Annotated in this window: 21 protein-coding genes; 14 read left to right on the forward strand and 7 right to left on the reverse strand. The window is 49.5% G+C overall.

Going from position 1 to position 24205, the window contains the following annotated elements:
- Positions 1 to 42: 42 nt before the first annotated feature.
- The 4 genes from ACW73I_RS04485 (at position 43) to fucP (ending at position 7012) form a co-directional block, all read left to right on the forward strand.
- Positions 43 to 1785, forward strand: a complete 1743-nt coding sequence (locus ACW73I_RS04485; protein ID WP_458028040.1) for a GTPase domain-containing protein — start codon at positions 43 to 45, stop codon at positions 1783 to 1785.
- Positions 1766 to 3349: a GTPase gene (locus ACW73I_RS04490; RefSeq protein WP_458028041.1), complete on the forward strand. Its 1584-nt coding sequence runs from the start codon at positions 1766 to 1768 to the stop codon at positions 3347 to 3349. Before ACW73I_RS04485 ends, ACW73I_RS04490 begins: the two co-directional genes overlap by 20 nt.
- A 109-nt stretch (positions 3350 to 3458) precedes the next feature.
- Positions 3459 to 5651 carry a glycoside hydrolase family 3 N-terminal domain-containing protein gene (locus ACW73I_RS04495; protein ID WP_458028042.1) on the forward strand — a complete coding sequence of 731 codons (2193 nt, stop codon included), beginning with the start codon at positions 3459 to 3461 and terminating at the stop codon, positions 5649 to 5651.
- Between the two features lie 80 nt (positions 5652 to 5731).
- Positions 5732 to 7012 (forward strand): L-fucose:H+ symporter permease, encoded by a 1281-nt coding sequence (gene fucP, locus ACW73I_RS04500; protein ID WP_458028043.1) that lies wholly within the window; start codon positions 5732 to 5734, stop codon positions 7010 to 7012.
- Positions 7013 to 7082: 70 nt separating this feature from the next.
- Here the strand turns inward: fucP and smbP are convergent, their stop codons facing one another.
- Positions 7083 to 7421, reverse strand: coding sequence for a small metal-binding protein SmbP (smbP, locus tag ACW73I_RS04505; protein ID WP_458028044.1), 339 nt, complete (start codon positions 7419 to 7421; stop codon positions 7083 to 7085).
- A 248-nt stretch (positions 7422 to 7669) separates the two neighbouring features.
- Here smbP and ACW73I_RS04510 point away from each other — a divergent pair, with 248 nt between their 5' ends.
- The 3 genes from ACW73I_RS04510 (at position 7670) to ACW73I_RS04520 (ending at position 12523) form a co-directional block, all read left to right on the forward strand.
- Complete coding sequence (locus tag ACW73I_RS04510; RefSeq protein WP_458028045.1) at positions 7670 to 8680, forward strand: cytochrome-c peroxidase; 1011 nt, start codon at positions 7670 to 7672, stop codon at positions 8678 to 8680.
- A 214-nt stretch (positions 8681 to 8894) separates the two neighbouring features.
- The gene (locus tag ACW73I_RS04515) at positions 8895 to 9488 is read left to right on the forward strand and encodes a hypothetical protein (protein ID WP_458028046.1); all 594 of its coding nucleotides are present in this window, start codon (positions 8895 to 8897) and stop codon (positions 9486 to 9488) included.
- A gap of 125 nt (positions 9489 to 9613) precedes the next feature.
- Positions 9614 to 12523, forward strand: coding sequence for an alkaline phosphatase family protein (locus ACW73I_RS04520; RefSeq protein ID WP_458028047.1), 2910 nt, complete (start codon positions 9614 to 9616; stop codon positions 12521 to 12523).
- Between the two features lie 121 nt (positions 12524 to 12644).
- On the opposite strand, the gene ACW73I_RS04525 is transcribed toward ACW73I_RS04520, so the two are convergent.
- Both ACW73I_RS04525 and ACW73I_RS04530 read right to left on the reverse strand, forming a co-directional pair.
- Positions 12645 to 13313 (reverse strand): DUF2076 domain-containing protein, encoded by a 669-nt coding sequence (locus ACW73I_RS04525; RefSeq protein ID WP_458028048.1) that lies wholly within the window; start codon positions 13311 to 13313, stop codon positions 12645 to 12647.
- A gap of 41 nt (positions 13314 to 13354) precedes the next feature.
- Positions 13355 to 13831 carry a hypothetical protein gene (locus ACW73I_RS04530; protein WP_458028049.1) on the reverse strand — a complete coding sequence of 159 codons (477 nt, stop codon included), beginning with the start codon at positions 13829 to 13831 and terminating at the stop codon, positions 13355 to 13357.
- A 544-nt stretch (positions 13832 to 14375) separates the two neighbouring features.
- Here ACW73I_RS04530 and ACW73I_RS04535 point away from each other — a divergent pair.
- From ACW73I_RS04535 to atpE, 7 genes are all read left to right on the forward strand, one after another.
- Complete coding sequence (locus ACW73I_RS04535) at positions 14376 to 15005, forward strand: DUF2490 domain-containing protein (RefSeq protein WP_458028050.1); 630 nt, start codon at positions 14376 to 14378, stop codon at positions 15003 to 15005.
- A gap of 142 nt (positions 15006 to 15147) precedes the next feature.
- Positions 15148 to 16518 carry a F0F1 ATP synthase subunit beta gene (gene atpD, locus ACW73I_RS04540; protein ID WP_458028051.1) on the forward strand — a complete coding sequence of 457 codons (1371 nt, stop codon included), beginning with the start codon at positions 15148 to 15150 and terminating at the stop codon, positions 16516 to 16518.
- Positions 16515 to 16928 (forward strand): F0F1 ATP synthase subunit epsilon, encoded by a 414-nt coding sequence (locus ACW73I_RS04545; RefSeq protein WP_458028052.1) that lies wholly within the window; start codon positions 16515 to 16517, stop codon positions 16926 to 16928. Before atpD ends, ACW73I_RS04545 begins: the two co-directional genes overlap by 4 nt.
- Positions 16925 to 17200: an AtpZ/AtpI family protein gene (locus tag ACW73I_RS04550; protein WP_458028053.1), complete on the forward strand. Its 276-nt coding sequence runs from the start codon at positions 16925 to 16927 to the stop codon at positions 17198 to 17200. Before ACW73I_RS04545 ends, ACW73I_RS04550 begins: the two co-directional genes overlap by 4 nt.
- A 135-nt stretch (positions 17201 to 17335) precedes the next feature.
- Positions 17336 to 18409, forward strand: a complete 1074-nt coding sequence (locus tag ACW73I_RS04555) for a lytic transglycosylase domain-containing protein (protein WP_458028054.1) — start codon at positions 17336 to 17338, stop codon at positions 18407 to 18409.
- 239 nt (positions 18410 to 18648) lie between these two features.
- Positions 18649 to 19326, forward strand: coding sequence for a F0F1 ATP synthase subunit A (locus ACW73I_RS04560; RefSeq protein WP_458028055.1), 678 nt, complete (start codon positions 18649 to 18651; stop codon positions 19324 to 19326).
- Positions 19319 to 19585 carry an ATP synthase F0 subunit C gene (atpE, locus tag ACW73I_RS04565; protein ID WP_458028056.1) on the forward strand — a complete coding sequence of 89 codons (267 nt, stop codon included), beginning with the start codon at positions 19319 to 19321 and terminating at the stop codon, positions 19583 to 19585. The genes ACW73I_RS04560 and atpE overlap by 8 nt, the downstream gene beginning before the upstream one ends.
- 38 nt (positions 19586 to 19623) lie before the next feature.
- Here the strand turns inward: atpE and ACW73I_RS04570 are convergent, their stop codons facing one another.
- From ACW73I_RS04570 to ACW73I_RS04585, 4 genes are read right to left on the reverse strand one after another with little or no spacing between them, the layout of a single operon-like run.
- A complete protein-coding gene (locus tag ACW73I_RS04570; RefSeq protein ID WP_458028057.1) occupies positions 19624 to 20352 on the reverse strand; it encodes a response regulator transcription factor in 729 nt (242 codons plus the stop codon).
- The gene (locus ACW73I_RS04575) at positions 20333 to 21943 is read right to left on the reverse strand and encodes an ATP-binding protein (RefSeq protein WP_458028058.1); all 1611 of its coding nucleotides are present in this window, start codon (positions 21941 to 21943) and stop codon (positions 20333 to 20335) included. The genes ACW73I_RS04570 and ACW73I_RS04575 overlap by 20 nt, the downstream gene beginning before the upstream one ends.
- Positions 21944 to 21948: 5 nt before the next feature.
- A complete protein-coding gene (locus tag ACW73I_RS04580; protein ID WP_458028059.1) occupies positions 21949 to 22518 on the reverse strand; it encodes a hypothetical protein in 570 nt (189 codons plus the stop codon).
- Between the two features lie 23 nt (positions 22519 to 22541).
- Positions 22542 to 23999, reverse strand: a complete 1458-nt coding sequence (locus ACW73I_RS04585; RefSeq protein ID WP_458028060.1) for a sensor histidine kinase — start codon at positions 23997 to 23999, stop codon at positions 22542 to 22544.
- Between the last annotated feature and the right edge of the window lie 206 nt (positions 24000 to 24205).

The following is a 24205-nucleotide window of genomic DNA, read 5'->3' on the forward strand; positions in this document are numbered from 1 at the left end:
AAAGCAATTTACTCGGCAATTATAAACCTAAGCCCTTTTATCATGCTGGAATTTATCCAACTTCTCAAACAGCGATACCAGTCGGTAGTAGCACATCTGGATGATAAGCATCCGCAGTACCCGGATTATCAGCAGTGTATTGAACAATTGCTTTTCGCCGAAGCGTTTTTGCGTAAAGGCCGGTTAATCAACGATAAACCGCACTTTCCGTTGCAAATTGCCGTGATTGGACCGACTCAAGTTGGGAAGAGCTCGGTGGTCAATTTATTGTTAAACGACAGTTTGGCGGGCGTTAGCCCGTTAGCGGGGTACACCGTGCATCCGCAAGGGTTTATGCACGGCTTGCCCCCTGAGGCGAGCGACGGCTTGCAGCATTATTTCGGCCGATTTCAGCAATTGGAACCGAGTTCATTGAGCCGTGGCCGATATGACTGTTATGCGCTTTCCGGCAGTGATAAGCAATCCGAATTATTGCCGAACTGTATGGTATGGGATACGCCCGATTTCGATTCCATCGACGCCGCCGACTACCGCGAAGGCCTGATTAGGACGATCGCGCTGGCCGATATCATTATCTTGGTGGTCAGCAAAGAGAAGTACGCGGACCAATCGGTATGGGAAGTCATGAAATTCATCGAATGTTTTGGGCAGCCGACCTTGATATGTCTGAATAAACTCGCCGAAGGCAGCGAACAGCTGGTAGTGGACTCATTGCGGGAAAAGTGGCTGAAAAGCCGGCACGATGCAATGCCTGCTGTGTTGACCATGTTGTTTCGCAAGCAGCCGGCCTTGCCAATCTGGCCGGAAAACGCCGGAGCGGCCATTCGTAAGCTATCAAAGCAGGTTGCGCCTAGAAAACAGCTGTTGAAGCAGCAGCAGTTTCTTGGCCGTTACTGGGCTTCCTGGGTGGAACCCGTGGTTGCCGAGCACCAAGCGCAGCACCATTGGCACGGTTTGGTGGATCAATGTCTGGCGGATGCCCAAAAGCTTTATCGCAGGGATTATCTCGACCATCCGCATCATTACCATACGTTTCAAGCCGCGTTGATTAAGCTGCTGGCGTTGTTGGAAATTCCCGGTATCGCCAAAGTCTTGAGCAACACCCGCAGAGCCATGACTTGGCCGATACGCCGATTAATGGCGTTGGGACGGGGCAATCAGCAAAACAATCCAAGTCAGGAAGTGTCGGTGCTGAATAAGCTGGGCGAGCATGTCTTGATCCAACTGGCCGATAAACTTCTGGAAAAAACCGAAGCGGTTTCGATTCACGAGGACTGGTGGAGAGAGACGAGCAGACTACTCAGACAATACCGAACCGAATTGTTGGACGAGTATCAACAAGCCGTTGCCGCTTATTGCAACGGTTTTCAACAAGATGTCGATGCAGCGGCACATCGGCTCTATTACAAATTACAAGACCAACCCATCATTCTGAATAGCTTAAGGGCCACGCGAATCTCGACCGATGCCGGCGCGATGCTCTTGGCAATTCAGGTCGGAGGAATCGGTGTGCAGGATTTTGTCATTACACCCGTGATGCTAAGCGTAACGTCATTGCTGACCGAAAGCGCCATTGGCAGCTATATGCACAAAGTCGAAGCGGAGTTGAAACAACACCAGTTACATGTCGTAAAAACCAGTTTGTTTGAAGCCTGTCTGCGCGAGCGCTTGTACGAAATCCCCCTTAAAAGCCATTCGCCGAAGCGGTTTAACATTTCCGAAGCGCAGTGTCACGAAGCCGAACAAACATTGAAAGTGAAGAAACATGGATTACGCATACTCTGATTTGTTGTCGAAAGCACAAACATGGGCAGACCGCGTCGTGGCCGAGGGGCGCTTAAACGCTGAGCAGGTCGAAGATTTACTGAATTTGGATCCGCGTTCGCCCGGACAATTGTTTAATCAGGAAACACAGACAGGACAACTGCGTCCCTTAATTGTCGCTTTCATGGGAGGGACCGGTGTCGGGAAAAGTTCGCTTTTGAATCGACTGGCAGGGCAGGCGATTGCGCGTGCCGGCGTCGAACGCCCGACGTCGCGGGAAGTGACCCTGTATCACCATCATGCCCTAAGCATTAATCAACTGCCTGCCGGAGCGCCGCTGGAACGCATCAACATCAGTCAGCACAGTAATCAGGCCAACAGTCATATTGTCTGGATCGATATGCCCGATTTCGATAGCGTAGAACTCGAAAACAAGCGCTTGGTATTGGAGTGGCTGCCGCATATCGACGTGCTGTTATACGTGGTCAGCCCGGAGCGTTACCGGGACAACAAGGCCTGGCAATTGTTATTGGCCGAAGGCGCCAAGCACGCTTGGTTGTTTGTGATGAACCAGTGGGATAAGGGGCTAGCCGTTCAGTTCGACGATTTCAAGCATCAATTGAGTAAAGCCGGATTTGCCGATCCTCTGATATTTCGCACCAGTTGCACCGAATCCGATGGCGACGAATTCGGTGCGCTACTGGCCCAGCTCAAGCAATTGTCCGGCCGGCAGAAGCTGGCCGAACTGGAGCAGCATAGTGAAAAAATGCGAAACCAGCAGCTATTGCAGGTGCTGCAGGGCTTGCGGACGTGTTTCGACAAGCAGGATTATGCAGATTTTCAACAGGCCTTGGAAGCGCTCTGGCAACGGGCGGAAACCGAATTGCAGCGGGGTTTGGCTTGGCCGATAAAACAGTTTTCGCAAGCTTGGGCCGGCAGTTTAGGACAGCAATGCGACATCAAATTATGGGACGGTTGGGCGCAAAATCGCCTGCAGGATTTACTTGACGAATTGGTTTTGCATGCGGCTCAGTGCAATATTCCGAGCAAACCGCTCAAAGCCGCGCTGAAACCGGTAGGCGACCATGCCGAAAAAGCGGTGACCAAGCAAAGCCAGCTGGCCGGGCGCGAAGCCCTGTTGAAACCGGGAAATGCGATGCAGCGGTTCCTGGTTAAGTTAACCGCTGTTTGCGAAACCGTGTTGCCGATCGCGGCGATGGCCGTCGTTGGCTATCAAGTCTACGCCGGTTATTATCATAGCGCGGCCGACGCCACGGCTTATTTGGGAACCGACTTCGCCGTACACAGCGTGTTGTTGATCGGCCTGAGTTGGCTGATCCCATTTTTTATGCATAAAAAACTACAACCTTCGATGGAAAAAGCCGCTTATGCCGGCTTGCAAAAAGGCATGCTGAGAGCCTTGGCGACGATCGAGGCCGAAATCAAACAAATCATCCAAACGGAACAGCAGCGAAACAACGAATTGAAACAACAAATAGCGGCGATGATAGAACAATGTCCCGCAGAAGCGCCGAAGGCGCTTGAGAAAGACAGTTTATTGGCCAGGGTATTGATGGAAACCTAGAGCATTGACGGCCTGTTGCCCAACCTATATTTTCACTCGGAACTATCACTTGTTAAAACACCATACTATTCTTTTCGCTTGTTCTCTATTTTTCATCATGGAGCCTGAGGTGAGCGCGCAACTAACGAATGAGTCTGTCGATAAAAAAGTTCAGGATTTGCTGGCGCAAATGACTTTGGAAGAGAAAGTCGGCCAGATGACGCAGATAGACTTTAGCGTCGTTTCGGTCGAAAACGGTCAGGATGCGGAAGATCCGGTCGATCGATCGAAATTGGAGGATGCTATTCTGAATCACCACGTGGGTTCGATCCTGAATACACCGACTACGCCGAACAACAGGGCTCAAGCTATCGAGAAATGGCGGCGATTGACGCAAGCCGTGCGCGAAACGGCCGCTAAATCGCGTCTACGGATTCCGGTAATCTACGGTATCGATGCCATTCACGGCGCAAGCTATACGCAAGGGGCGGTGCTGTTTCCGCAAGCCATCAGCATGGCGGCGACATTCAATACCGAGCTGTCGTTTAAAGAAGGCGAGATCGCGGCACGTGAGATCAAGGCATCGGGATTGGATTGGAATTTCTCGCCGGTCATGGATATCGGCCGCCAGCCTTTGTGGCCCCGTCTGTGGGAAACCTTCGGCGAAGATGTTTATTTGGCAAGCGCGATGGGCAGCGCTTATATCAAGGGTCATCAAGGCGAAGACATGGCCGCGGCCGATAAGGCGCCGACCTGTTTGAAGCATTATGTCGGCTACAGTTATCCCTTGAACGGCAAAGACCGAACCCCGGCCTGGATAGGCGAGCGGGCATTGCGCGAATATTTCCTGCCCGGCTTCGAAGCCGGGGTCGCGGCGGGTTCTCCAACCGTGATGATTAATTCCGCCGAAGTCGACGGTATCCCAGGTCACGCCAATCACCATTATTTGACCGAAATCTTGCGCGGCGAAATGGGTTTTAAAGGTTTCACCGTTTCCGATTGGCAGGACATCATTCGGCTATATACTCGCGACAAAATGGCGGCGACACCGCGAGAAGCGGTCAAGATCGCCGTGATGGCGGGGGTCGACATGAGCATGGTGCCGTTCGATTTCTCGTTTTACGATTTGCTGATTGATTTGGCCAAAACCGGTGATGTGCCGATGGCGCGTATAGACCAGGCGGTGTCTCGCATATTGCGAGTCAAATATCAGGCCGGTTTGTTTGATCGCGACGAGCCGGCGTTGGCGGTAGCCGGTCATTTTGCGACCGAAGAAGCGGAGGCAATCAATCGCCAAGCGGCGGAAGAATCGATTGTGTTGGCAAAAAACGCCAATGGGATTTTGCCGTTGAGTAAAGACAGCCGCCTATTGATAACCGGGCCTACCGCGAATTTACTCAGTGTCATGAACGGCGGTTGGACCATCACTTGGCAGGGCGACGCCGAGCAATGGTATCCGAAGGACAAGCTGACCTTGCTGCGGGCGATTCAACAGAAAACCAGTGGCAAAGTCACTTATGTCGGCGGCGAACGCTTTAGCGACGAGATTAACATTGAAAAAGCGGTCACTGAAGCACGCAACCATGACGTCGTAGTGCTGGCGCTTGGAGAAAACACCTATACGGAGACCGTGGGCAATATCGATACGCTGGAACTCGATCCGGTGCAATTGCAGCTGGCCAGGGCGATTTTTACGACCGGAAAACCGGTGATCTTGGTGACCTTCGGCGGCAGGCCGCGCATCATCACGGAGATCGCCGATAAGGCTCAAGCGGTTGTCTTAGGCTTTCTGCCCGGCATGGAGGGCGGATCCGCAATGGCCGACATATTGTTCGGCGATGTCAATCCGAGTGGAAAGCTGCCGATTTCCTACCCGAGAGCGCCTAACGACATCACTCCCTACGACCACAAGCCGATGGCAGACTTTGAGAGTAATCAATATCGGCCGCTGTATCCCTTCGGCCATGGCCTGAGTTACACCCGTTTCGAAACCAATGGTTTGAAATTGAATAAGACAAGTTTTGCTGATGGTGAGGCGGTGGAAGTCAGCGTCAATGTCAAAAATACCGGCCGCCGGGCCGGCAAAGAAACGGTACTCCTATATTTGAATGATGTAATCGCTTCGGTGACGCGGCCGGTCAAGCAGTTGAAAGGCTTTAAAAAGATCGAACTGCAACCCGGCGAGCAGCAGACCGTGCATTTCAGTCTGACTCCGCAGGATTTATCCTTTATAGGCCCGAATATGAAGCGTAGCGTCGAACCGGGAGAATTCAAGGTGAATGTCGGCACAGAAAGCGCGGCGTTCACCGTGCTGAATAATTGAAGCAAGCAACCGGCAGACGGCTAAGATTGCGAGCGCCGGCCACTTTAACGGTTTAGGGTACGCGCACGGACTTCCGAATAATGAAAACACCACAGGTTAATGAATCAACTTACCGCGGCTCGTTAGCGATATTGACCTCATTGTTTTTCATCTGGGGATTTATCACCTGTTTGAACGATATTTTGATTCCGCATTTGAAAGCCGTATTCGCGTTGAATTACACCGAAGCGATGCTGATACAGTTTTGCTTTTTTACTGCGTATTTCGTCATGTCGGTGCCCAGCGGAATCTTGGTGGAAAACATCGGTTATAAAGGCGGTATCGTGACCGGTCTGACCATTGCCGGCACGGGCTGTTTGCTGTTTTATCCGGCCGCCGGTTTGCAGGCGTATCCATTGTTTTTGACGGCGCTTTTTGTGCTGGCGTCCGGAATAACCTTGTTGCAAGTGGCGGCCAATCCTTATGTCACGGTGCTGGGCGCGCCGGAAAGTGCGTCCAGCCGTCTGACGATGACCCAGGCTTTTAATTCGCTTGGTACCGCGTTGGCACCTTTTTGGGGTTCGCTAATGATTTTATCGGTCGCAGTCAAAAGCGGCGAAGAAATAAAAACGTTAAATGCCGAACAGTTGTTGGCCTATCGGGCAGCGCAAGCCGCTACGGTGCAATATCCGTATTTATTGCTGGCAGCGGCATTGTTCTTGATGGCGCTAGTGTTTGCGCTGTTAAATTTACCGAAAATCGAAACCCAATCGGCTTTTCGGCGTACCGTTGCAGTTTCGGAACGCGATAGCCCCTGGCAACACCCTCAGTTGGTCTTAGGCGCAATAGCGATTTTCTTGTACGTTGGCGGTGAAGTCGCGATCGGCAGTTTTATGGTCAATTTCCTTGGCGAAGCCGATATCGCTAATCTGCCGGAACAGCAGGCTGGCAAGTATGTATCGTTTTATTGGGGTGGCGCGATGCTGGGCCGTTTTGCCGGCGCGTTAGTCTTGCGCAAATTCAAGCCGGCAATAGTGCTGACTTGTCACGCAATGTCGGCATGCTTATTCGTGCTAGCGGCGGTTTTGGGTAGCGGCACTCTTGCGATGTGGTGCTTAATCGCAGTCGGCCTTTGCAATTCCATTATGTTTCCGACGATATTTGCGTTGGCATTAACAGGATTAGGCAAGCACACGGGCCAAGGCTCGGGAATTTTATGCATGGCCATTGTAGGCGGTGCCGTTATACCGGTATTGCAGGGCATGTTAGCCGATAGTTTCGGCGTTCAGCCGGCGTTGACGGTTCCGCTAGCCTGCTATGCCTATATTGCTTGCTACGCTTGGATTAGCCGTGAACGGGTTCGCGTGGGCACGCTAAGATAATGTAAAAAATAGACAGGCCGTGCTGCGCGGGTGCTCGGCATCGGCATGCGCGGCCTGAAAGATAAGCCGATTATTTGTTGCCGGCTTCCATATGGGTGATGGCGTCTTCGACCGAATGGGTCGCTTTGTCGGAATGCTCCAATTTGCCATGCTCAATGGCTAATTTCAATGACTCGACCGCCTCATGCATATGATGCTTTGCATCGCTATTGGGCGCGGCATCTTCCGCTTTTTTAGCGTGCTCCAGCGCCGCCTCGGCGTGTTCGACCAATGCAGCCGATTTGCCGGCTTTACCTTGTTCCACGGCTTCTTCCGCATGTTTTATGGCTTCATCCGCGTGCGGTTCGGCGAATACAGCACTCGCAGTCAATAGCATCATGCTGCCGATTAATATTGCTAACTTTTTCATAAGTCCCCCTAGATTGAGTCGACGGATCTGGCTCCTATGCCAAATACGAATGGCCTAATTCCTTTCTTTATTCAAAAATCATCTAAGCAATTGAAAAAAGTGTGATTTATTCTGATTGCCTTCAGAAGCAGGCGATAATTGGATGTTGGTGTGATTAAAACGTTCCCGTTGCAATAAGATTTACCTTGTCGCTTGCTTTACCTTACAATTTGGGCTCGTTACTAAAAATAACAACTCTGGAGGATGATATGTTTAAACTGCGAATGTTGGTTTCTGCGATTGCATTGACCGGTTCTCTTTCCGTTATGGCGGCAGACGCTCTGCCGACCACAGCCCCAGCTCCGGCTGATAATCCAACAACCCCTGAAAAGGTGGCATTGGGTAAAATGTTGTATCACGATCCGCGTTTGTCTTCGACCGGTACCGTGGCATGTGCGTCATGTCACAACACTATGCTGGGCGGCGAAGACAATCGCCCGAATTCCATGGGTGTGAATGGACAAACCGGCGGACGCAGCGCTCCGACCGTATGGAATGCAGCATTCAATGAGGTTCAATTTTGGGACGGCCGTGCCGCGAGCTTGGAAGAACAAGCCGCCGGTCCTGTGACCAACCCGATCGAAATGGGCATGAAAAGCTGGGATGATGTGGTTGCCCGTCTGAAAACGATTAAAGGTTATCGTAAGAGTTTTGATTTGGCCTTCGGCAGCGATCATGAGTCGATCACCAAAGAAAATGCCACCAAAGCCATTGCCGCTTACGAAAGAACGCTGATCACCCCCAATAGTGCTTACGACAAATATGTCAAAGGCGATAAAGACGCCATGACCGAACAACAGATTCGCGGCATGAACAAAGCTGTCGAATTAGGCTGTACCGGATGTCACAGCGGTCCTGCCTTTAATGGCCCAGGCACATTCCAAAAATTCCCGATGCATAGCAACGGCTATTTCGAAGCGCAATACCACTTCAGCAAAGATTTGGGTCGTGCCGAAGTGACTAAAGAGGACAAAGACAAGCACTTATTCAAAGTGCCGACCTTGCGTAACGTTGCTCTGACGGCGCCTTATTTCCATAACGGTGCCGTACCCACCTTGGACAAAGCCGTCAAAATCATGGCGAAATTGCAATTAGACCAAGATTTGTCCGATGAAGATACCGCGGATATCGTAGCCTTCTTGAATGCCTTGACCGGCGAATTCCCGAAACAAGAAATGCCTAGATTGCCAGGTACGCCCGGGTCTACGTTTAACAACTAGCCGAAAGTAACAAGGGGCCGGATGGCCCCTTTTTTTTCGGTACAACTTGTCAAGCACGAGAGTTGGCCTATTATCATGATAATGAGTTACGTTTTCGAACGATTTTCGCGTGAATGGTGCTGGTTGTGTTTCCGTTCATTTCAGAGGCGGCTGGTAGGATTCGGTTGGAAGCGATTTGATACCAATCAGTCCAGAATATGTTGGAGTATGCTGCATGAACAAAGAAACGGACAAGCTTAATTTAACCTCGATTGGTTGTTACGGTGCGGCGTTGGCGGGTTTGTCGTTGTGCGGTCACGCAACGGCGGGCGTGCTTAGTTTAGAGCCCACCCCCGATACCGTCGAATTCGGATCATTGGGCGCTCAGGGTATTGTCTTGGGCCAAATTGATTCAGTCAGTATCAGTGTCGGTCAATATAACGACTTTTATGGAAAAACGATTTTTGCCGGTTATGGCATTGCCGGATTCGCTGAAGTAAATCGATCTCAGACCTTAACGCCCCAGTTTTTCAATTCGAATACCGGGTTTTCGTTTTCTACTATGAAAACGGGAACCGAATTTTTCGGTTTTTTGACGGATTCGGGTAAGCTGGGTTGGTTTCAGGTCGACTTTGGCGGTTTTGAAGGCGATGTGGTTTATCTTGCCGCCGCATTCAGCGACGCGCCCGGCGAAAGTATTCAGGTTGGGACTGTGCCTTTGCCCGCGAGTTCGGGCTTAATGGCTTTGGGTTTGTTAGCGGCCGGTGCGTCGGGGGTGCGTAAGCTTCGCGAGCGAACACGGCTTCAAATTGGAAATGCCGGCGATTGAGCGAGCCTGATTCAGCGAATTTGAGATATTGTCGTTGCCGATAGGGAATTTGGTCCATCGGACTTTCGGTGTTTAATCACACTCCTCAAAGGGTCGTCGAGCACCGGCGTTTTCAAGGAAAATGAATGTCTATGCATAGTCAACATAAGACGCTTTTGGTAGGCTGGGATGCGGCTGACTGGAAAATGATCCATCCGCTAATGGATTCGGGTTTGATGCCGAACTTAAAAAGATTGGCTGATGACGGCGTGATGGCCAACTTAGCGACCTTGTCTCCTGTACTTTCACCTATGCTTTGGACTTCCATCGCAACCGGTAAGCGCCCATTCAAACACGGTATCTTGGGCTTTTCCGAACCGACGCCAGACCGTACCGGCGTGCAGCCGGTATCCAATTTATCCCGGACTACCAAGGCCATTTGGAACATACTTAACCAAAACGGCAAACGCTGTATCGTGGTGGGATGGTGGCCGAGCCATCCCGCCGAGCCGATTAATGGTGTGATGGTGTCCAATCACTACCAATGCGCGCCGAAGCTACGGCAAACGGAATGGCCTTTGCTGAGTAACACGGTATATCCGCCTCGACTCGAACAAATGTTGGCGAAACTGCGTTTGCATCCATCAGAACTGACCGCCGAACATCTGTTGCCGTTTGTTCCCCATGGCGGCGAGATTGACCAGCGCCGGGATGGCCGCATAGCCGGCATTGCCAAAACCGTCGCGGAATGTACCAGTATTCAGTCTGCCGCAACTTGGTTGATGGACAATGAACCCTGGGATTTCGCCGCGGTTTATTTCGACGGTATCGATCATTTCGGACACGGCTTCATGAAATACCATCCGCCGCAGCAAGCCTTTGTGTCCGATGAGGTTTATCGCCATTATCAGAACGTCGTGGCGGCTGGTTATGTCTACCATGACATGATGTTAGGTCATTTATTGGACCGAGCCGGAAAAGACGCCATCGTGATGTTGGTTTCCGATCACGGTTTCCATGCGGATCACCTACGACCGCATGAACTTCCCACTGAACCGGCCGGTCCCGCGGTTGAACATCGGGATTTCGGGGTGTTCGTAATGTCGGGGCCTGGGATAAAAAAAGACGTGTTCCTGCATAGTGCTTGCTTGTTGGACGTGACGCCGACCTTGCTAACAGCGCTGGGGCTGCCGGTCGGTGAAGACATGGACGGGCGCCCGCTGGATGTCTTCGACCCGCCTCGTAATGTTGAGACGATACCCAGTTGGGATGCCGTCCCGGGCGATGCCGGCCAACACCCTAAATCTCGCATGCCGGACCCAGCCGAGTCCAAAGAAGTTTTCGATCGGTTGGTGGCATTGGGTTATATCGAGCAACCCGGCAATGACCGTGAAACTGCAGTCGCCAAAACGCAGCGTGAGCTGGACTATAATCTGGCGAGGTCTTATATGGATGCGGGCTTGCACGGCGAAGCGGCTTCGATTTTAGCCGATCTTTACCGGCGTTATCCTCTGGAATTTCGTTTCGGCATTCAGCTGATTTTGTGTTTTCAAGCCTTGGAATTGGTCGATGACATGGAGGTTTTACTGAATGATTTGAATGTGCGTTGGCGTAAGGCTTCGCTTCTGGCGCGCGATAGGTTGAAAAAAATCGCCGAAATGGCCGGCCGGCGCCGCGAGGAGCTACGCACATTCAAAGACGAAATCGCTCAGGCGGGCCAAACGGCAATACCCGAGTTATCCGAAAATCTCTTCAGCAAGGAAGAACAATTTATCATTCGCGATCTGCGCGCCATTGCCCGCGGAAATGAACGCACCTTGGATTATCTGGCCAGTTCTGTTGCGCTGGCCAAAGGCGACTACGAAAAGGCCTTGTCCTATCTAAGCGATGCCAATGAATCCGAGACTAAAGTGCCGGGATTCCATGTCCAGCTTGGCAATACATGGATGAAATTAAGGCGGTTTTCGCAGGCCGAAGCCAGTTTAAGAAAGGCATTGGACTTAGAGCCGGAAAATCCGCAAGCCTTGCTCGGGCTGTCCAGAACTTTTCTGGCCCAAAACCAAAACCGCGAAGCGCTAGCGGCCGCAAAGCAATCGATAGCATTGAAATATTTCAATCCGGCGGCGCACTACTTTTTAGGCATCTCCCAACATCGTTTGCATCAAACGCAGGCTGCGATTGCATCGTTGAAACGGGCTATCGCGCAAAACCCCAACTTTGCCGAGGCGCATACCCGATTGGCGCTGATTTATCATCGCGCGTTGAATGATCAAGCTCGTAGCGCCGAGCATCGCTTGACGGCATTAATGATACGCAAACAGCGACGGGCATGTCGAAAACTTAGAACGATTCCGTGTATTGCGAACTTTAGCGACCAATACATTGCTGCCCAGTTGCCCGGTCTGCCGGATATGGAAAACACAGTCGCACCGCGCAAGCCGTGGCTCGGTTTGAGTTTGACGCATGCAGGATTCGAACCTGAGCCGCATTCCGAAAGAAAGCCTTTCGTGACCATCGTATCGGGATTGCCGCGTTCGGGCACCTCGATGATGATGCAGATGTTAACTTTCGGCGGAATGCAGACTTACAGCGACGGCGAACGTGCCGCCGATGAACATAACCCTTGGGGTTATTACGAATTGGAAAAAGTCAAGCAGTTGCATTTGCGAAATGATTGGCTGACAGACGCCGAGGGCAGGGTGGTCAAAGTCGTAACGCCTTTGCTGCCTTATTTACCCAGGAATTGCGCTTACCGGGTCATTATGATGCAGCGTTCATTAGACGAGGTCATTCGTTCTCAGAAAACCATGTTGCAAAAGCTGGGCTATCAAGATACCGGTTTGACGGACCATAAAGTTGGCTTGGCTTTGTCGAAACAAGATCAAATCGCCAAGAAAGTTTGCGACATAAATTGCGTGCCTTTGCTTCAACTGCGCTATGACGACTTAGTTTACGAGCCGGAGCGGCATTTGGAAGAAATTTGTAACTTTTTGGGCATTGAGCTTGATAAACAGGCTATGCGGATGGTTATTAGGCCGCGCGCTGCCTGCCTGTAAGCACAAAAGATAGCCCTAACCCTTGCTTCTTTTTAAGAGTCGAATGCGGTGTCCTGCTATTTGACAGCGATATTCGTTTGTCCGGCGGTGGGATTATCGGCCAAATAGCAGGAGCGGTCGGTCAAATCCAATCGGAGTCTAAATCGCTATCGTCAATGAGATTGGCGTCGTCGTAACTGGCTAAGTAAGCATGGTTATCTTCATTATTGCCCGGCTGATTGGAATCGCCGTAATAATTGTTGATGGTGGTTTGTTCGGCCATATGTTCGCTGGTGGATTGTTGGCCCCAAATGGACGGGTATGTAGGGTGGTGGCCCAACAGATTTCCGATACCTTGAAACAAAAACGAACCCGCCGCCACACCGGCAGCGGTGCTGGCGACATTGCCTAAAAAGCCGGGGCCAAATCCGGAGACGGGGTCTTGACCAATATGAGTATGCGCCGGATTGTCCGGTACCGACTTTGACGGCATCCGATAACTCGCGGCGCCTGGAACCTCTTTTGCGTCGCTTGATGTTGACGACCAAGGGTTTTCGTCAAGAAAACCGACGTTTGAAGATGCAGCGTGTTTTTGCTGCAATTGGCGCTGCAGCTCAGCAATTTGAATTTGCGCGGCGTTAAGTGCCTGATCTTGTATTAAACATCTTTGTATCAGCAGATAAGCAGCATCGGGTTGCCGGGAAACCGCTTCTATAATTAAATTATCCGCTTCGCTGTCCTTCTCGGCGAGCCTAACTTCGATTAATTGATTTAATAATTGATTCAGTTGTTGTTTTTCCTGCGCGTTCATTGGTTATTCCCCTGAAAACTCACAATCATTCGGTCTGGCGGTTAAGGAATCAATTGCCGTTTTTCTTTTAGTTCGCCTCTTTCATTGATGCACACCTTCCAATCGTAACCATTTGCGCGTAGATAAATTTCATATTCTTCTCCGACACCGTTGGGATTGACGACTAATTCGGTTTTTTGCAATGTGTGGCTGGGAAATTCCCGTTCGAGTGTGGCGATAGCTGCTGACGATACCCCGCTAAGGCCTTCCACCTTTAATTCGTTAGTAAAGACGTGGCCTTTCGCAGTAAACAATTCTATGATCTGCTGTTCGTTTTCGTCTTTGAACGTGACTTCCAACAGTTGTTGCCCAAAATGAGTTTCTTCGGACGCTCGCATTTCATGCGCACTCGGATGCCTTTTTAAGATATTGGAATGGACATTTTCCGGAATGTTGATAGACGTGTCGGTTTCGGCTTGGATCGGATTTCCGGTCATCAATAAACCGGAGACAACAAGTGGTGCTATAAATTTACGCATGGTTTCCTCATTCTTATTTTTTGATAAAGATTGTTAGAACGATTTTTTAATACGGTTGAGCCGATTTTGTTTTGGTTCTCGGTCCTTCAGCAGAAATTATGCCACGGACTTGAGTCACTGCCATCAGCGGATCATATTCCATTATTGCCGAGCAGGCTTAAATTCTCGCCTGCTCCCGGGCTTTGCTTGCTCATATCAACCAAAGTTGGTGGTGGATAAGCGCCGTCAACGTTTTACATCCGCAACCGACGCGCTGTGTATAGCGGTATTAGGGGCATGGCATACTTTTCGCATTTTTATTATTTAAACCGGTCTTTCCATCGAACAAAACGCGACTAAGCAGGCGCGGAAATATCGGAAAAGCGTTCGATAGGTACTTTTTAGCCGGTACCGAAAAAAGCTCTCCACGCGATGTGGTTGAAACACACTGACCAGATTTATAAAAATGAGGGAAGAAATGGGCAAAAGGTTACTTAGTAGTTTTAAATATATGTCATTTATTGCGATGGCTCATGCGTCAGTTTGCGCAGCAGGGACCAATAACATGGCAGGAACCTGGAATTCGATTACCTTGTCCGGCGACTTTGAAAAAATGTCGCCGAAATTAAAGGATTTTCACTGGCTTATTCTTGAGCAGGCGAGGACTAGAGACGATAGCTCGAACGGCATGCGATTAAGCGAGAATTTGTTATTCGGGCAGGCAGGTTATTCAATTAACAAAAATGCGAGTGTCTGGTTGGGGTACATGCACGATTGGTTACACCCTTTGGATAAGCAGGCCTTTCAGGAAAACCGACCTTATCAGGATTTCTTATGGAATTCATCATTTGACGATTTAAAGTTCACTAGCCGGACTAGGCTCGAACAACGCATACGAGAAGACACTGGGAATGTGGGTGTCAGGGCGCGGCAATTGTTCCAAGCCAGTTATCCGCTAAAATTTATCGATAACGATTTGCGCGTCTATGCCGGCGATGAAGTACTCTGTTATCTCAACGAAAATACTTTTGGCCGTACCGGTTTTAGCGAAAACAGAGCATTTGGCGGACTCAGTTATCAGTTAACTAAGCAATTGGGCGCGGATTTGGGCTATTTGGGACAATTCATCGATAACAAAACCGGAAACAATACTTTTACCCATAACGTGCAATTTAATATACGCTATCAATTCTAATGACAACACTATGCCGCACCGCATCTTTCTAAGATCGGTCTCCGCAAATCGATTCCAGATTTCAATCGTGCTGGTAATACGGCAGCCGATTGGGTAGAGTGAGCGTAAACCAAGTCTTGTTGGAAAGGAGTTGTAATACGCGATGCCCGAGACGGAAAATCTTGTGGGGTGGGTAGAAGCGGCTCAAGGTCCGGTGGTGGATGTGCGGTGTAATTATTTACCTCCTATCGGACAAGCGTTGGATGTCGGCAACGGCGGCGGGGAATACGTATTAGTCGTTTTTCAACATCTTGAACCCACTCTGATCAGGGCGATTGCCTTACATTCGGTTTCCGGTTTATACCGGGGCGTGCCGGTATACGATCGAGGCGATGCCTTGCACGTTCCGGTGGATCCTAGTTGTCTAGGGCGGATGCTGAATGTCTTTGGCGAACCGCTAGACGGTGGCGAAGCGCTGCCGGCCAAGACCTTTCGTAATATCCTTTCATTGCCACCGTTGTTGGCCGAAACCTTGCCATCTACTCAGATTTTAGAAACAGGCATCAAGGTCATCGATTTGCTTTGTCCCTTCGTACGAGGGGGAAAAACCGGCTTGTTCGGCGGCGCCGGAGTAGGCAAAACCGTGCTGATGATGGAATTCATGCATGCGGTTAGTAATACCATGCAGGGTGTCTCAGTCTATGCCGGTGTCGGCGAGAGGATGCGCGAAGGTCACGAGCTTTGGCATGAAATGACGGATGCCGGCGTATTGCAACGGGCGCTACTGGTTTTCGGTCAGATGGACGAATCGCCGGGAGTGCGGTTTCATGTCGGCTATACCGCATTAGCTTATGCGGAATATTTACGCGACAGCCTCGATACCGAAGTGTTGTTTTTGATGGACAATATTTTTCGCTTCGTACAGGCGGGCAGCGAAATTTCCGGACTACTGGGCCGTATGCCGGCAACGGTTGGCTATCAACCGACGCTGTTAACCGAAGTGGCGTCATTAGAAGAGCGTATCGTATCGACGCAGTCAGGCTCGATTACTTCGGTTCAGGCCGTGTACGTGCCGGCGGACGATATGTCCGACCCGGCGGTAGCGACTATCCTGGGTCATCTGGATAGCGTGGTCATTTTGTCACGCCAGCAGGCTGCAAAGGGTATTTATCCCGCAATCGACCCTTTACGTTCGACCAGTCGGATGATGGATCATCATATTGTTGGTGAAAGGCATTATCGGGTCGCACGTGCAGTGCGAGAGCATTTGTCGCGCTATCGCGAGTTAGAGGATATTATTGCCATGCTTGGAATCGAGGAGCTTTCGCAGGATGACCGGCTAATCGTAGAGCGCGCGAGGCGTTTGCAACGTTATCTGACTCAGCCGTTCAATACGGTAGCCGATCATACCGGTATACCTGGGGTCCATGTGCCATTGGAGAGTGCCATTTCTGATTGCGAGGCATTTATGGGAGGTAAATACGACCATCTCAGTGAAGCGGATTGTTACATGAAAGGTGCCATGTCCGCATGATGGGTTTTGGATTGACCTTACTAGATAGTCGAGGAACTGACGAATTTGATGAGGTTATTCAATTTATCGGTTCAGATGATTCGGGGAGTTTCGGTATATTGGCTAGGCATGAACGTACAGTGAGTTTGCTACGTTTCGGTTTGGCGCGTTTTTTCGACAAAAGCGGACGCTGTCATTATGTGGCGTTACCGGGCGGTGTATTGCGGTTCGCCGATAATCATCTGACGGTTACGACGGTACGCTACTTTCTCGGCGATGATAGAGCAGTGATTTGCCAGCAATTAGATGCGGAAATGACGAAATTGGATTCCGAAGTGCATAGTGCCCGCGCTACGCTGTCTGAAATTGAGCATTCGTTAGTAAAACGGCTGAGTCAATTAAGCGGACGCGGGGCAGGGGAAATGGCGTGAGTTTTCGCGATAAACTCTTAAAACATACTCGGCGTGATGTTCGACGACTAGACGACAAAAGCCGGCAGCCGGCAAGTTGGGTGGGTATGATGTTGTACGGTGGGACATTGGGTTTGCTTTTTGTCGTACCGATTATTGCCGGCGCTTACCTGGGGCGCTGGTTGGATATGCAAGTTACAGGCTTTTCGATCCGATGGACCGTTAGTTTCATTCTGTTGGGCATCATTATCGGTGCTTATAACGTCTTGCGTTTTTTGCGGGAAAAAATGTGATCTGTTTCGCATATCTTCCGCACTTGAACTATAATTGAGTACTATTATTGGCTTAACAAGCATGGAGCGCCGTGAACTGGTTGTTTAACTAGCGGTGTCCTAGACGATCGACATTGAACCAACCGGCAAAGAGCAATGAATCGACTGATCTTAAGAATTTCCCTTATTCCTGCGTTTTTGTTGTTACTCAACGCCTGCAGCAGCACAAATTCGGTTGCAAAACACGACAAGGCCGTTAATTATCGGGCGAGTGTTTTAAAACAGCCTTTCGAAGTTAAAAAACGTTATTCGCCCGTGACCTATGGAGGCGTTTTTCCAAAGCCGGCCGCACTGGAACCGGCCGTGGATTTTTGGCGTAAGACATATGCGGTATGGCAGCGTTCGGAAGTGGCTTACCATGATGACCGCTATTTGGATGTGGTTTACGAGGTATTCCGATTACCGGGGTATGTTGCTGAAGGCCTAACGACCGAACAGAAGCAAATCATGAACGACCGGCGGGAGTTTTGGAAGGCCAGGCTGGCAACATTGGAGGCTAAATTACGGTATAAAGCGCCGTTAAATGCCAGTGATAAACAATTGGTAGCCAACATAGAAGCCAGTGGCCGGCCGTTAAACAGCATTTTACCGGGTGCAAGCGAACGCGTGCGGGCGCAACGCGGTACCAAGGAACGCTTTAAGCGCGGTCTGGAAATTAGCGGCCGCTACAATCTGCAATTTAGAAAGATATTCCGAGATGCAGGGTTACCGGAAGAGTTAGCGTATTTGCCGCATGTAGAATCGTCGTTTCAGCCGGCTGCGCGCTCGTCGGCGGGGGCTGTCGGCATGTGGCAGTTTACCAAAGCCGCGGCGCAAACCTTTATGCCCGATCATAATAAAGTCGATCAGCGATTGGATCCTTTCGTTTCGGCCAGTGGTGCCGCCCGGTATTTAAGTTACGCTATTAATAAGTTGGGCGATTGGCCTTCGGCACTGACTTCGTATAATCATGGTATCGGCGGAATGAGAAGGGCGCAGAATCGTATGGGAAAGGATTTCATGCGTATAGTGGACGAATATGACGGTCCCGCATTCGGATTTGCTTCGCGTAATTATTATGCGCAGTTTTTGGCCGCCCGCGAAATCGCAACAAGTCCTGATGCTTTTTTCCCTGAAGGAGTTAGCTATGAAATGCCTATTATCCGGGGACAGTATCTGGCGGCAGAATAGTCCGTGGCCTAAGGATTTGGCCAAAAACAACTTCCTGTTTTGCCGGTGCGAACCCTGGGGCATACCGAATGAGGAACGCCGTGAACCCTTCCATGGGGGGGGCGGCGCCGACATCATCACTCGGTACGTCCCCAGTGACTATTGCCATATCGGGAAGTTATTTTGGACGATATCCTAAGCCGGTTGTTCTAAGTCATTTATCTAAATAAGGCGTAAACGTGGATCGCTCGGAGCCTGCGGTGACTGGTGTTTTTGATATTGGTCCATTCGCCATTAGCAATACCGTCGTAACAACCTGGGGTGTTATGCTGGGTTTTGCTGTCTTAGCTTTTCTTTTGCGTATCAATGGACAATCGTCACCGTTATACAATGCGGCGGAAGCCGTCATTGTTGTGATTGAAGGAGCCGTTACGGAATTGCTGCCGCCGGCTTCCGCGCGCAAAGTTTTTCCTTTTGTCGCCTCATTGTGGTTATTTGTGCTGGTTGCTAACTTGGTCGGCTTGATTCCCGGCTTGCATGCGCCGACACGGGACTTGTCGGCTACCGCCGCATTGGCGGCTTTGGTGTTTGCTTCGACCCATTGGTTTGGCATTCGAGATCACAGTGTGCGTGAACATTTAAAGCGCTATGCGCAACCCAGTATCATTCTGCTTCCTTTTCATATCATTAGTGAATTTACCCGGACCTTGGCGTTAGCCATTCGGTTATTCGGTAATATGATGAGCTTAGAAATGGCCGCGCTCCTGGTATTATTGATTGCGGGGTTTCTGATTCCGGTTCCGATTTTGATGTTGCACGTTATTGAAGCCGTGGTACAGGCTTACATTTTCGGTATGTTGGCGCTGATTTATATCGCAGGTGCTTTAGAGCCAGGTTCGCGGAAATCTTCCCTTGATTCTCGAACAAGCAATGAATGATTTACACTTATTTAGCATGATCTCCACCGGCGTGGGTGGTTTAGTGATTGCGCTTGGAACGATGCTGCCTGCAATAGCGATGGGGCGTGCGATAGCAAGCGCGCTCGAAGCGTTAGCTCGTCAGCCGGAAGCGGAAAAAACCATCACGCGTACCTTGTTCATTGGTTTGGCCATGATTGAATCTTTGGCCATTTATTGTCTGGTAGTGGCCTTAATCATATTGTTCAGAAATCCGCTGCTGGAATATTTTCTAAACTAAGGATGCGCTGCGTTATGGGAGATGTCGAAATAAGCGATTTACGTCGCATCCATTTTGTAGCCGTAGCCGCGTACGGTTTTCAATAATTTCAGTTCGAAGTTGTCGTCAATTTTGCGTCGCAATTGTCGAATATAGACGTCCACCACATTTGTTAATGGATCCGAACTATAACCCCACACCTGCTCTAAAATACGGGTACGACTCAGCACTTTACCCGGCATCCGCATAAAGCACTCCAATAAGGCGAATTCTTTTGGGGTCAGGTCGATAATAGCACCGCCGCGTTTGACTTCATGCGTGGCTACGTTCAACATCAAATCAGCCATTTGCAATTCCGTCGAGTCTAATTTGACTTCTCCGGTTCGGCGTCGCATCAACACTTCGATGCGTGCCAGTAGTTCTTCGAAGGCAAATGGTTTGGTCATATAGTCATCGGCTCCGGAACGCAATCCAGTGACTTTGTCTTGCACGGTATCTCGGGCCGTCAACATCAAAATTGGGGTGTCTACCCCCTTGTCTCGCAAACGTTCGCATACCTCACGACCGTTCATATCGGGTAACCCAAGGTCCAAAATGATGGCTTGAAACTGACCCTCGCTCCCGATTGCGATGGCATCGCGACCGGAACGGGCAACTTCCACTCCATAGCTTTCGGCTTTGAGCCCTCGCTCGACGAAATCGGCGATGCGTCTGTCGTCCTCTACCAACAAAACACGCACTAGCCCGTGTTCGATAGGCGCACCAGCGTTAAGGTTGCGTGCAATCATAATGATTATCCTCATCTGCACAAATGTGCGGTAGGGTGACAATAAATGTGGAGCCTGTATTCTCAATACTGCTAACAGCAATACCGCCTCCATGTGCTTTTAGGATTAATCGCGCAAGGGGTAAGCCTAGACCGGAGCCGTCGTTTCGTGTACCGCGTGCGTTAACGCTACGAAAATGACGTTCGAAAATCTGATCTAAGTCGTTCGACGGTATTCCGATGCCTTGGTCGGTCAAGCTGAAGTGGATTGCTTTTTCATTAGCCCATAAGGCAATACTGATATGTCCACCCGGTTTTGAATAGCGACAAGCATTGTCGCCCAATATAAACAAGACTTGGCGTAGACGTTGCTTGTCGCCTTCAACCCAAATTGCTTGTGTCGGAGCGTCATATGAAACGGTAATTTCATTTTCTTCGGCCATTACTTTGAAATCTTCGACGCTTCCGGCGACCAACTCAGTCAGGTTTACCGAGTCCCAATCGAATTGTAAGTTGGCAGTTTCTACACGGGCAAGAAATAATAGGTCGTTTACGTATTTCCCCAGTTGCATCGACAAATCAATGATGCGTAGTAAGACGTCTTTATACTCTTCGGGAGATCGATCTATTCCGCGCAGCGTGACTTCGGCTTCACCTTGGATAACGGTAATCGGAGTGCGTAGCTCGTGACTGATATCGGCGATAAAATTACGCCGCTCTGTGTCCATGCGCTTCAATTCCTCGTTCAACTGATTCAACTCAAGTGTACGCTCCGCGACGCGATTTTCGAGTTCGGCACGGCCTTCCCTCAATTTTTCTTGTTGTAGCTCCAATTCGTAAGCCATTTTATTGAAGTGGCTAGCCAGATAAGAAAATTCATCATGGCTGTTGAGCGTAATTCGGTAATTTAAGTTGCCGGAGGCAATTTCATTTGTACCTATCATTAAAGATTCAATAGGTCTTCTGACTCGTCGCAGTAACAATATCCCGGAAGCTAGGCTGAAAAACGCAGCAATCATCGAGGCTAGTATGGCAATCCAGCGCGATTGAATGACCAGTGTTTCCAGTTCGCGTTTGGCTTTCGCGGCTTTTTGGCGCTCTACGGAAATGGCCGCATCAACCAGCGGTTGAAACCTGCTGTCGATTTCTTCACTTGAGAATTTCGATAAAGCCTTAAGCGCGTTTTCTTGTTTACCTTGTTCGCGTAGGCGCTCGACTTCGTTGAATCGATACTCGCTAGTATCTAGAAACGCTGTCAAATTGGCGACGCGTCCTAATTCGGATGCTTTGTCCTGATTCTCTAGCTCCTGCCTGGGGGTTTTGACCACCTGCGCTTTTAATGCCTCTATGGCCTCCATCAAGCGTTGACGGGAAACATCCGCTTCAGGTTGAGCGTCCGCTGAACCTTTGGTAATCGACTGGTCCAGCTGTTGTTTGAAATAGCGATAGGCTTCTTGCGATAGATGTTCATATCGATCAAATGCATCGTAAGCGGATTGACTGTTCTGAAAATGGCGGGCAACTTCGTTGGAGCCCCAGTACATGACTGCGCCTAAAAACAATACAAAACTAAACGATACAAAAATGACTAGCGCTAAACGGAACCGAAACATCGCCGTCAGTTGTTATTACTACTTTCATCCAACTGTTTTTCCATGGAGCGAATGGCTTCCAGCTTTTCTCGTAATATACGAGTTTCCTTTTTCTTTTCTCCTTTCGCGTCCAGCATGGACTTCACTTTTTGTTGGTCGTGTTTCGCGTTGTCTAGTTTGACCGCTTGCGCCTGCATATTGGCAAGTACTTGCGTATTTAACGATATAAAGCGTTGCAAATTTTCGTCGGAGTTGAATTTACGTTTTATCGCATTTATGTCGTCGATTAATTGAGGAATATCCCCGCACGAATTCGATAACAAGCGACCCACCATCAAATGGAGCTGAACACCGTCGGATGGCGACGTTTTTTGCGTGTCTAACAGCGATTTACATAGGTCTGCTTGCGAAGCACTGGACATACTTGCCATGCTTGCACCAAAAGCCAATAGGGCGTTCACACCGGATTTGGCATCGGCCGGGAGAGGCTGACGTACGTTGCCATCTTGAGAGCCGGGGCCGATAAACGTACAGCCGGAAACAAATAATGCGAAAAAGGCCATATATGTCAAGCGCATTGCGGAGTGAATATGCATAGTAAGTAATTCGAAATTAATCGTTAATTCAATGGTATTAATACTCGTATCCGGGTACCGAGATAATCTAGGCTGGAGTCGATAATTTCTACCGTTCCATGGTGATTGTTCACGAATTCTTGCACGGTGGTTAGCCCTAAGCCTAAGTGGCTGCCGACTTTATGATTTTCAGCCGATTTACCGCGATAAAAAGGTTCAAATACCTGAGCGCGTTCTTCGGGAGCAATACCCGGACCGTCGTCTTCGATTTCTAACTCCATGAAATTATTAACATCGCGCAATATTACGCGAATTTCGCCTTTGGTCGGAGAGTATTGGATAGCATTGGCCAATAACTGTTCAATGATTTCTTGTATTTGTTCATATATGCCACTGATAAGAACCGGTTTGATCATGTATTTTGTCTTGATCGCTTTAGCTTGAATATTCGGCTCAAGCTTATTTAAAACCGATTCCAACAAAGTCTTTACTTCGATTTGTGATTTCGGTTTCGAATCTTGGTCGGAACGGGCTTGACTATAACGCAACAGCTGTTCGGAAACGATTTTCAATTTAACGATGTTGTTTTCAAGTTGATCAACGACGTTATATCTTGGGTTCAACATTACGTGTTCTTTCGATTGTGCCAGCCGTTCGGCTCCGCTACGTATTCCCTGTAGCGGCAATGCGATTTCCCTGGCGATATTTTTCATCAAATGTTGTTTGGACGTTTCTAAAGCCAATATATGCTTTCGCAACCATTCCAAGCGTTCGCCAAGATAATGTAGATCAGTAGGGCCGAAGACTTTTATCGGATCTTCCAATTTGTTTGTTCCTAAGCGCCGGACCGATAAATTTAATTGTTCCATCGCACGAGACAAGACAGCCAACAACACCAGCACAAATGCACAGGAGAAAAACAATAAAAGTGCGCCCTTGATTAGCAGCTCCTTTTCCAGAGACTCAGATAATTGGTGTATATCGTTAAAGGTATCTTCGACATAGCTCTCGAATTCGCGTGATAACGCCGCGGACGATTCGCGAAAATCCTGAAAAGCTTCGTCTAGCGGCACTCTGAGAGAATCTCCGGACTTTGAACTAATGATTTGCTGGTATATCAAGTTCTCCTTTTCCAATAGTTCGTTAGCCAGCAATGCAACTTTGTTGTCCACGTGCAATTCAAGCAAGTCATTGAGCGTTTGTTGAAACGAAACTCTTGCCGCCTCGTAGGATTCGCGTTCGTAGGGTTGGCGCACGGCGGGGTCAGACAATAAAACGAACAATCTGGCTTTGCGTTCAATGTCTGAAGCTTTCTGCAATACCAGCCGTACTGTCTTGGTCTGCTCAAAAACTTGAGAGTTAATGGTCCTACCCAGTTCAGTTGTTTCGCGTAGTCCATTTGTGGCATAAATTACGCCGCCGAATAACGGCAGAACCGCAATAGCAAAACCCAATACGATTAGGGATTTTAATGATAATAGATTTTTTATGTTGACCCACATAGGAAAAGTTTAGCCGTTCGTTATGGGTAGTTCAAAGTATTGAATTACGATCATTTAATTAGAACGAAACAAGTGCTGTTGATAACTCTGCCGGTGTACGCGGTGGCATCAAACTCCGATGGGGCGTTGTTTGTTGATTCAAACTAGAATGGCGTTGTCGGTGATTATACTAATGAAACCAATTGCGGTGGCCGAGGCGATTGGAA

This window comes from Methylomonas sp. MgM2 (genome assembly GCF_054172045.1).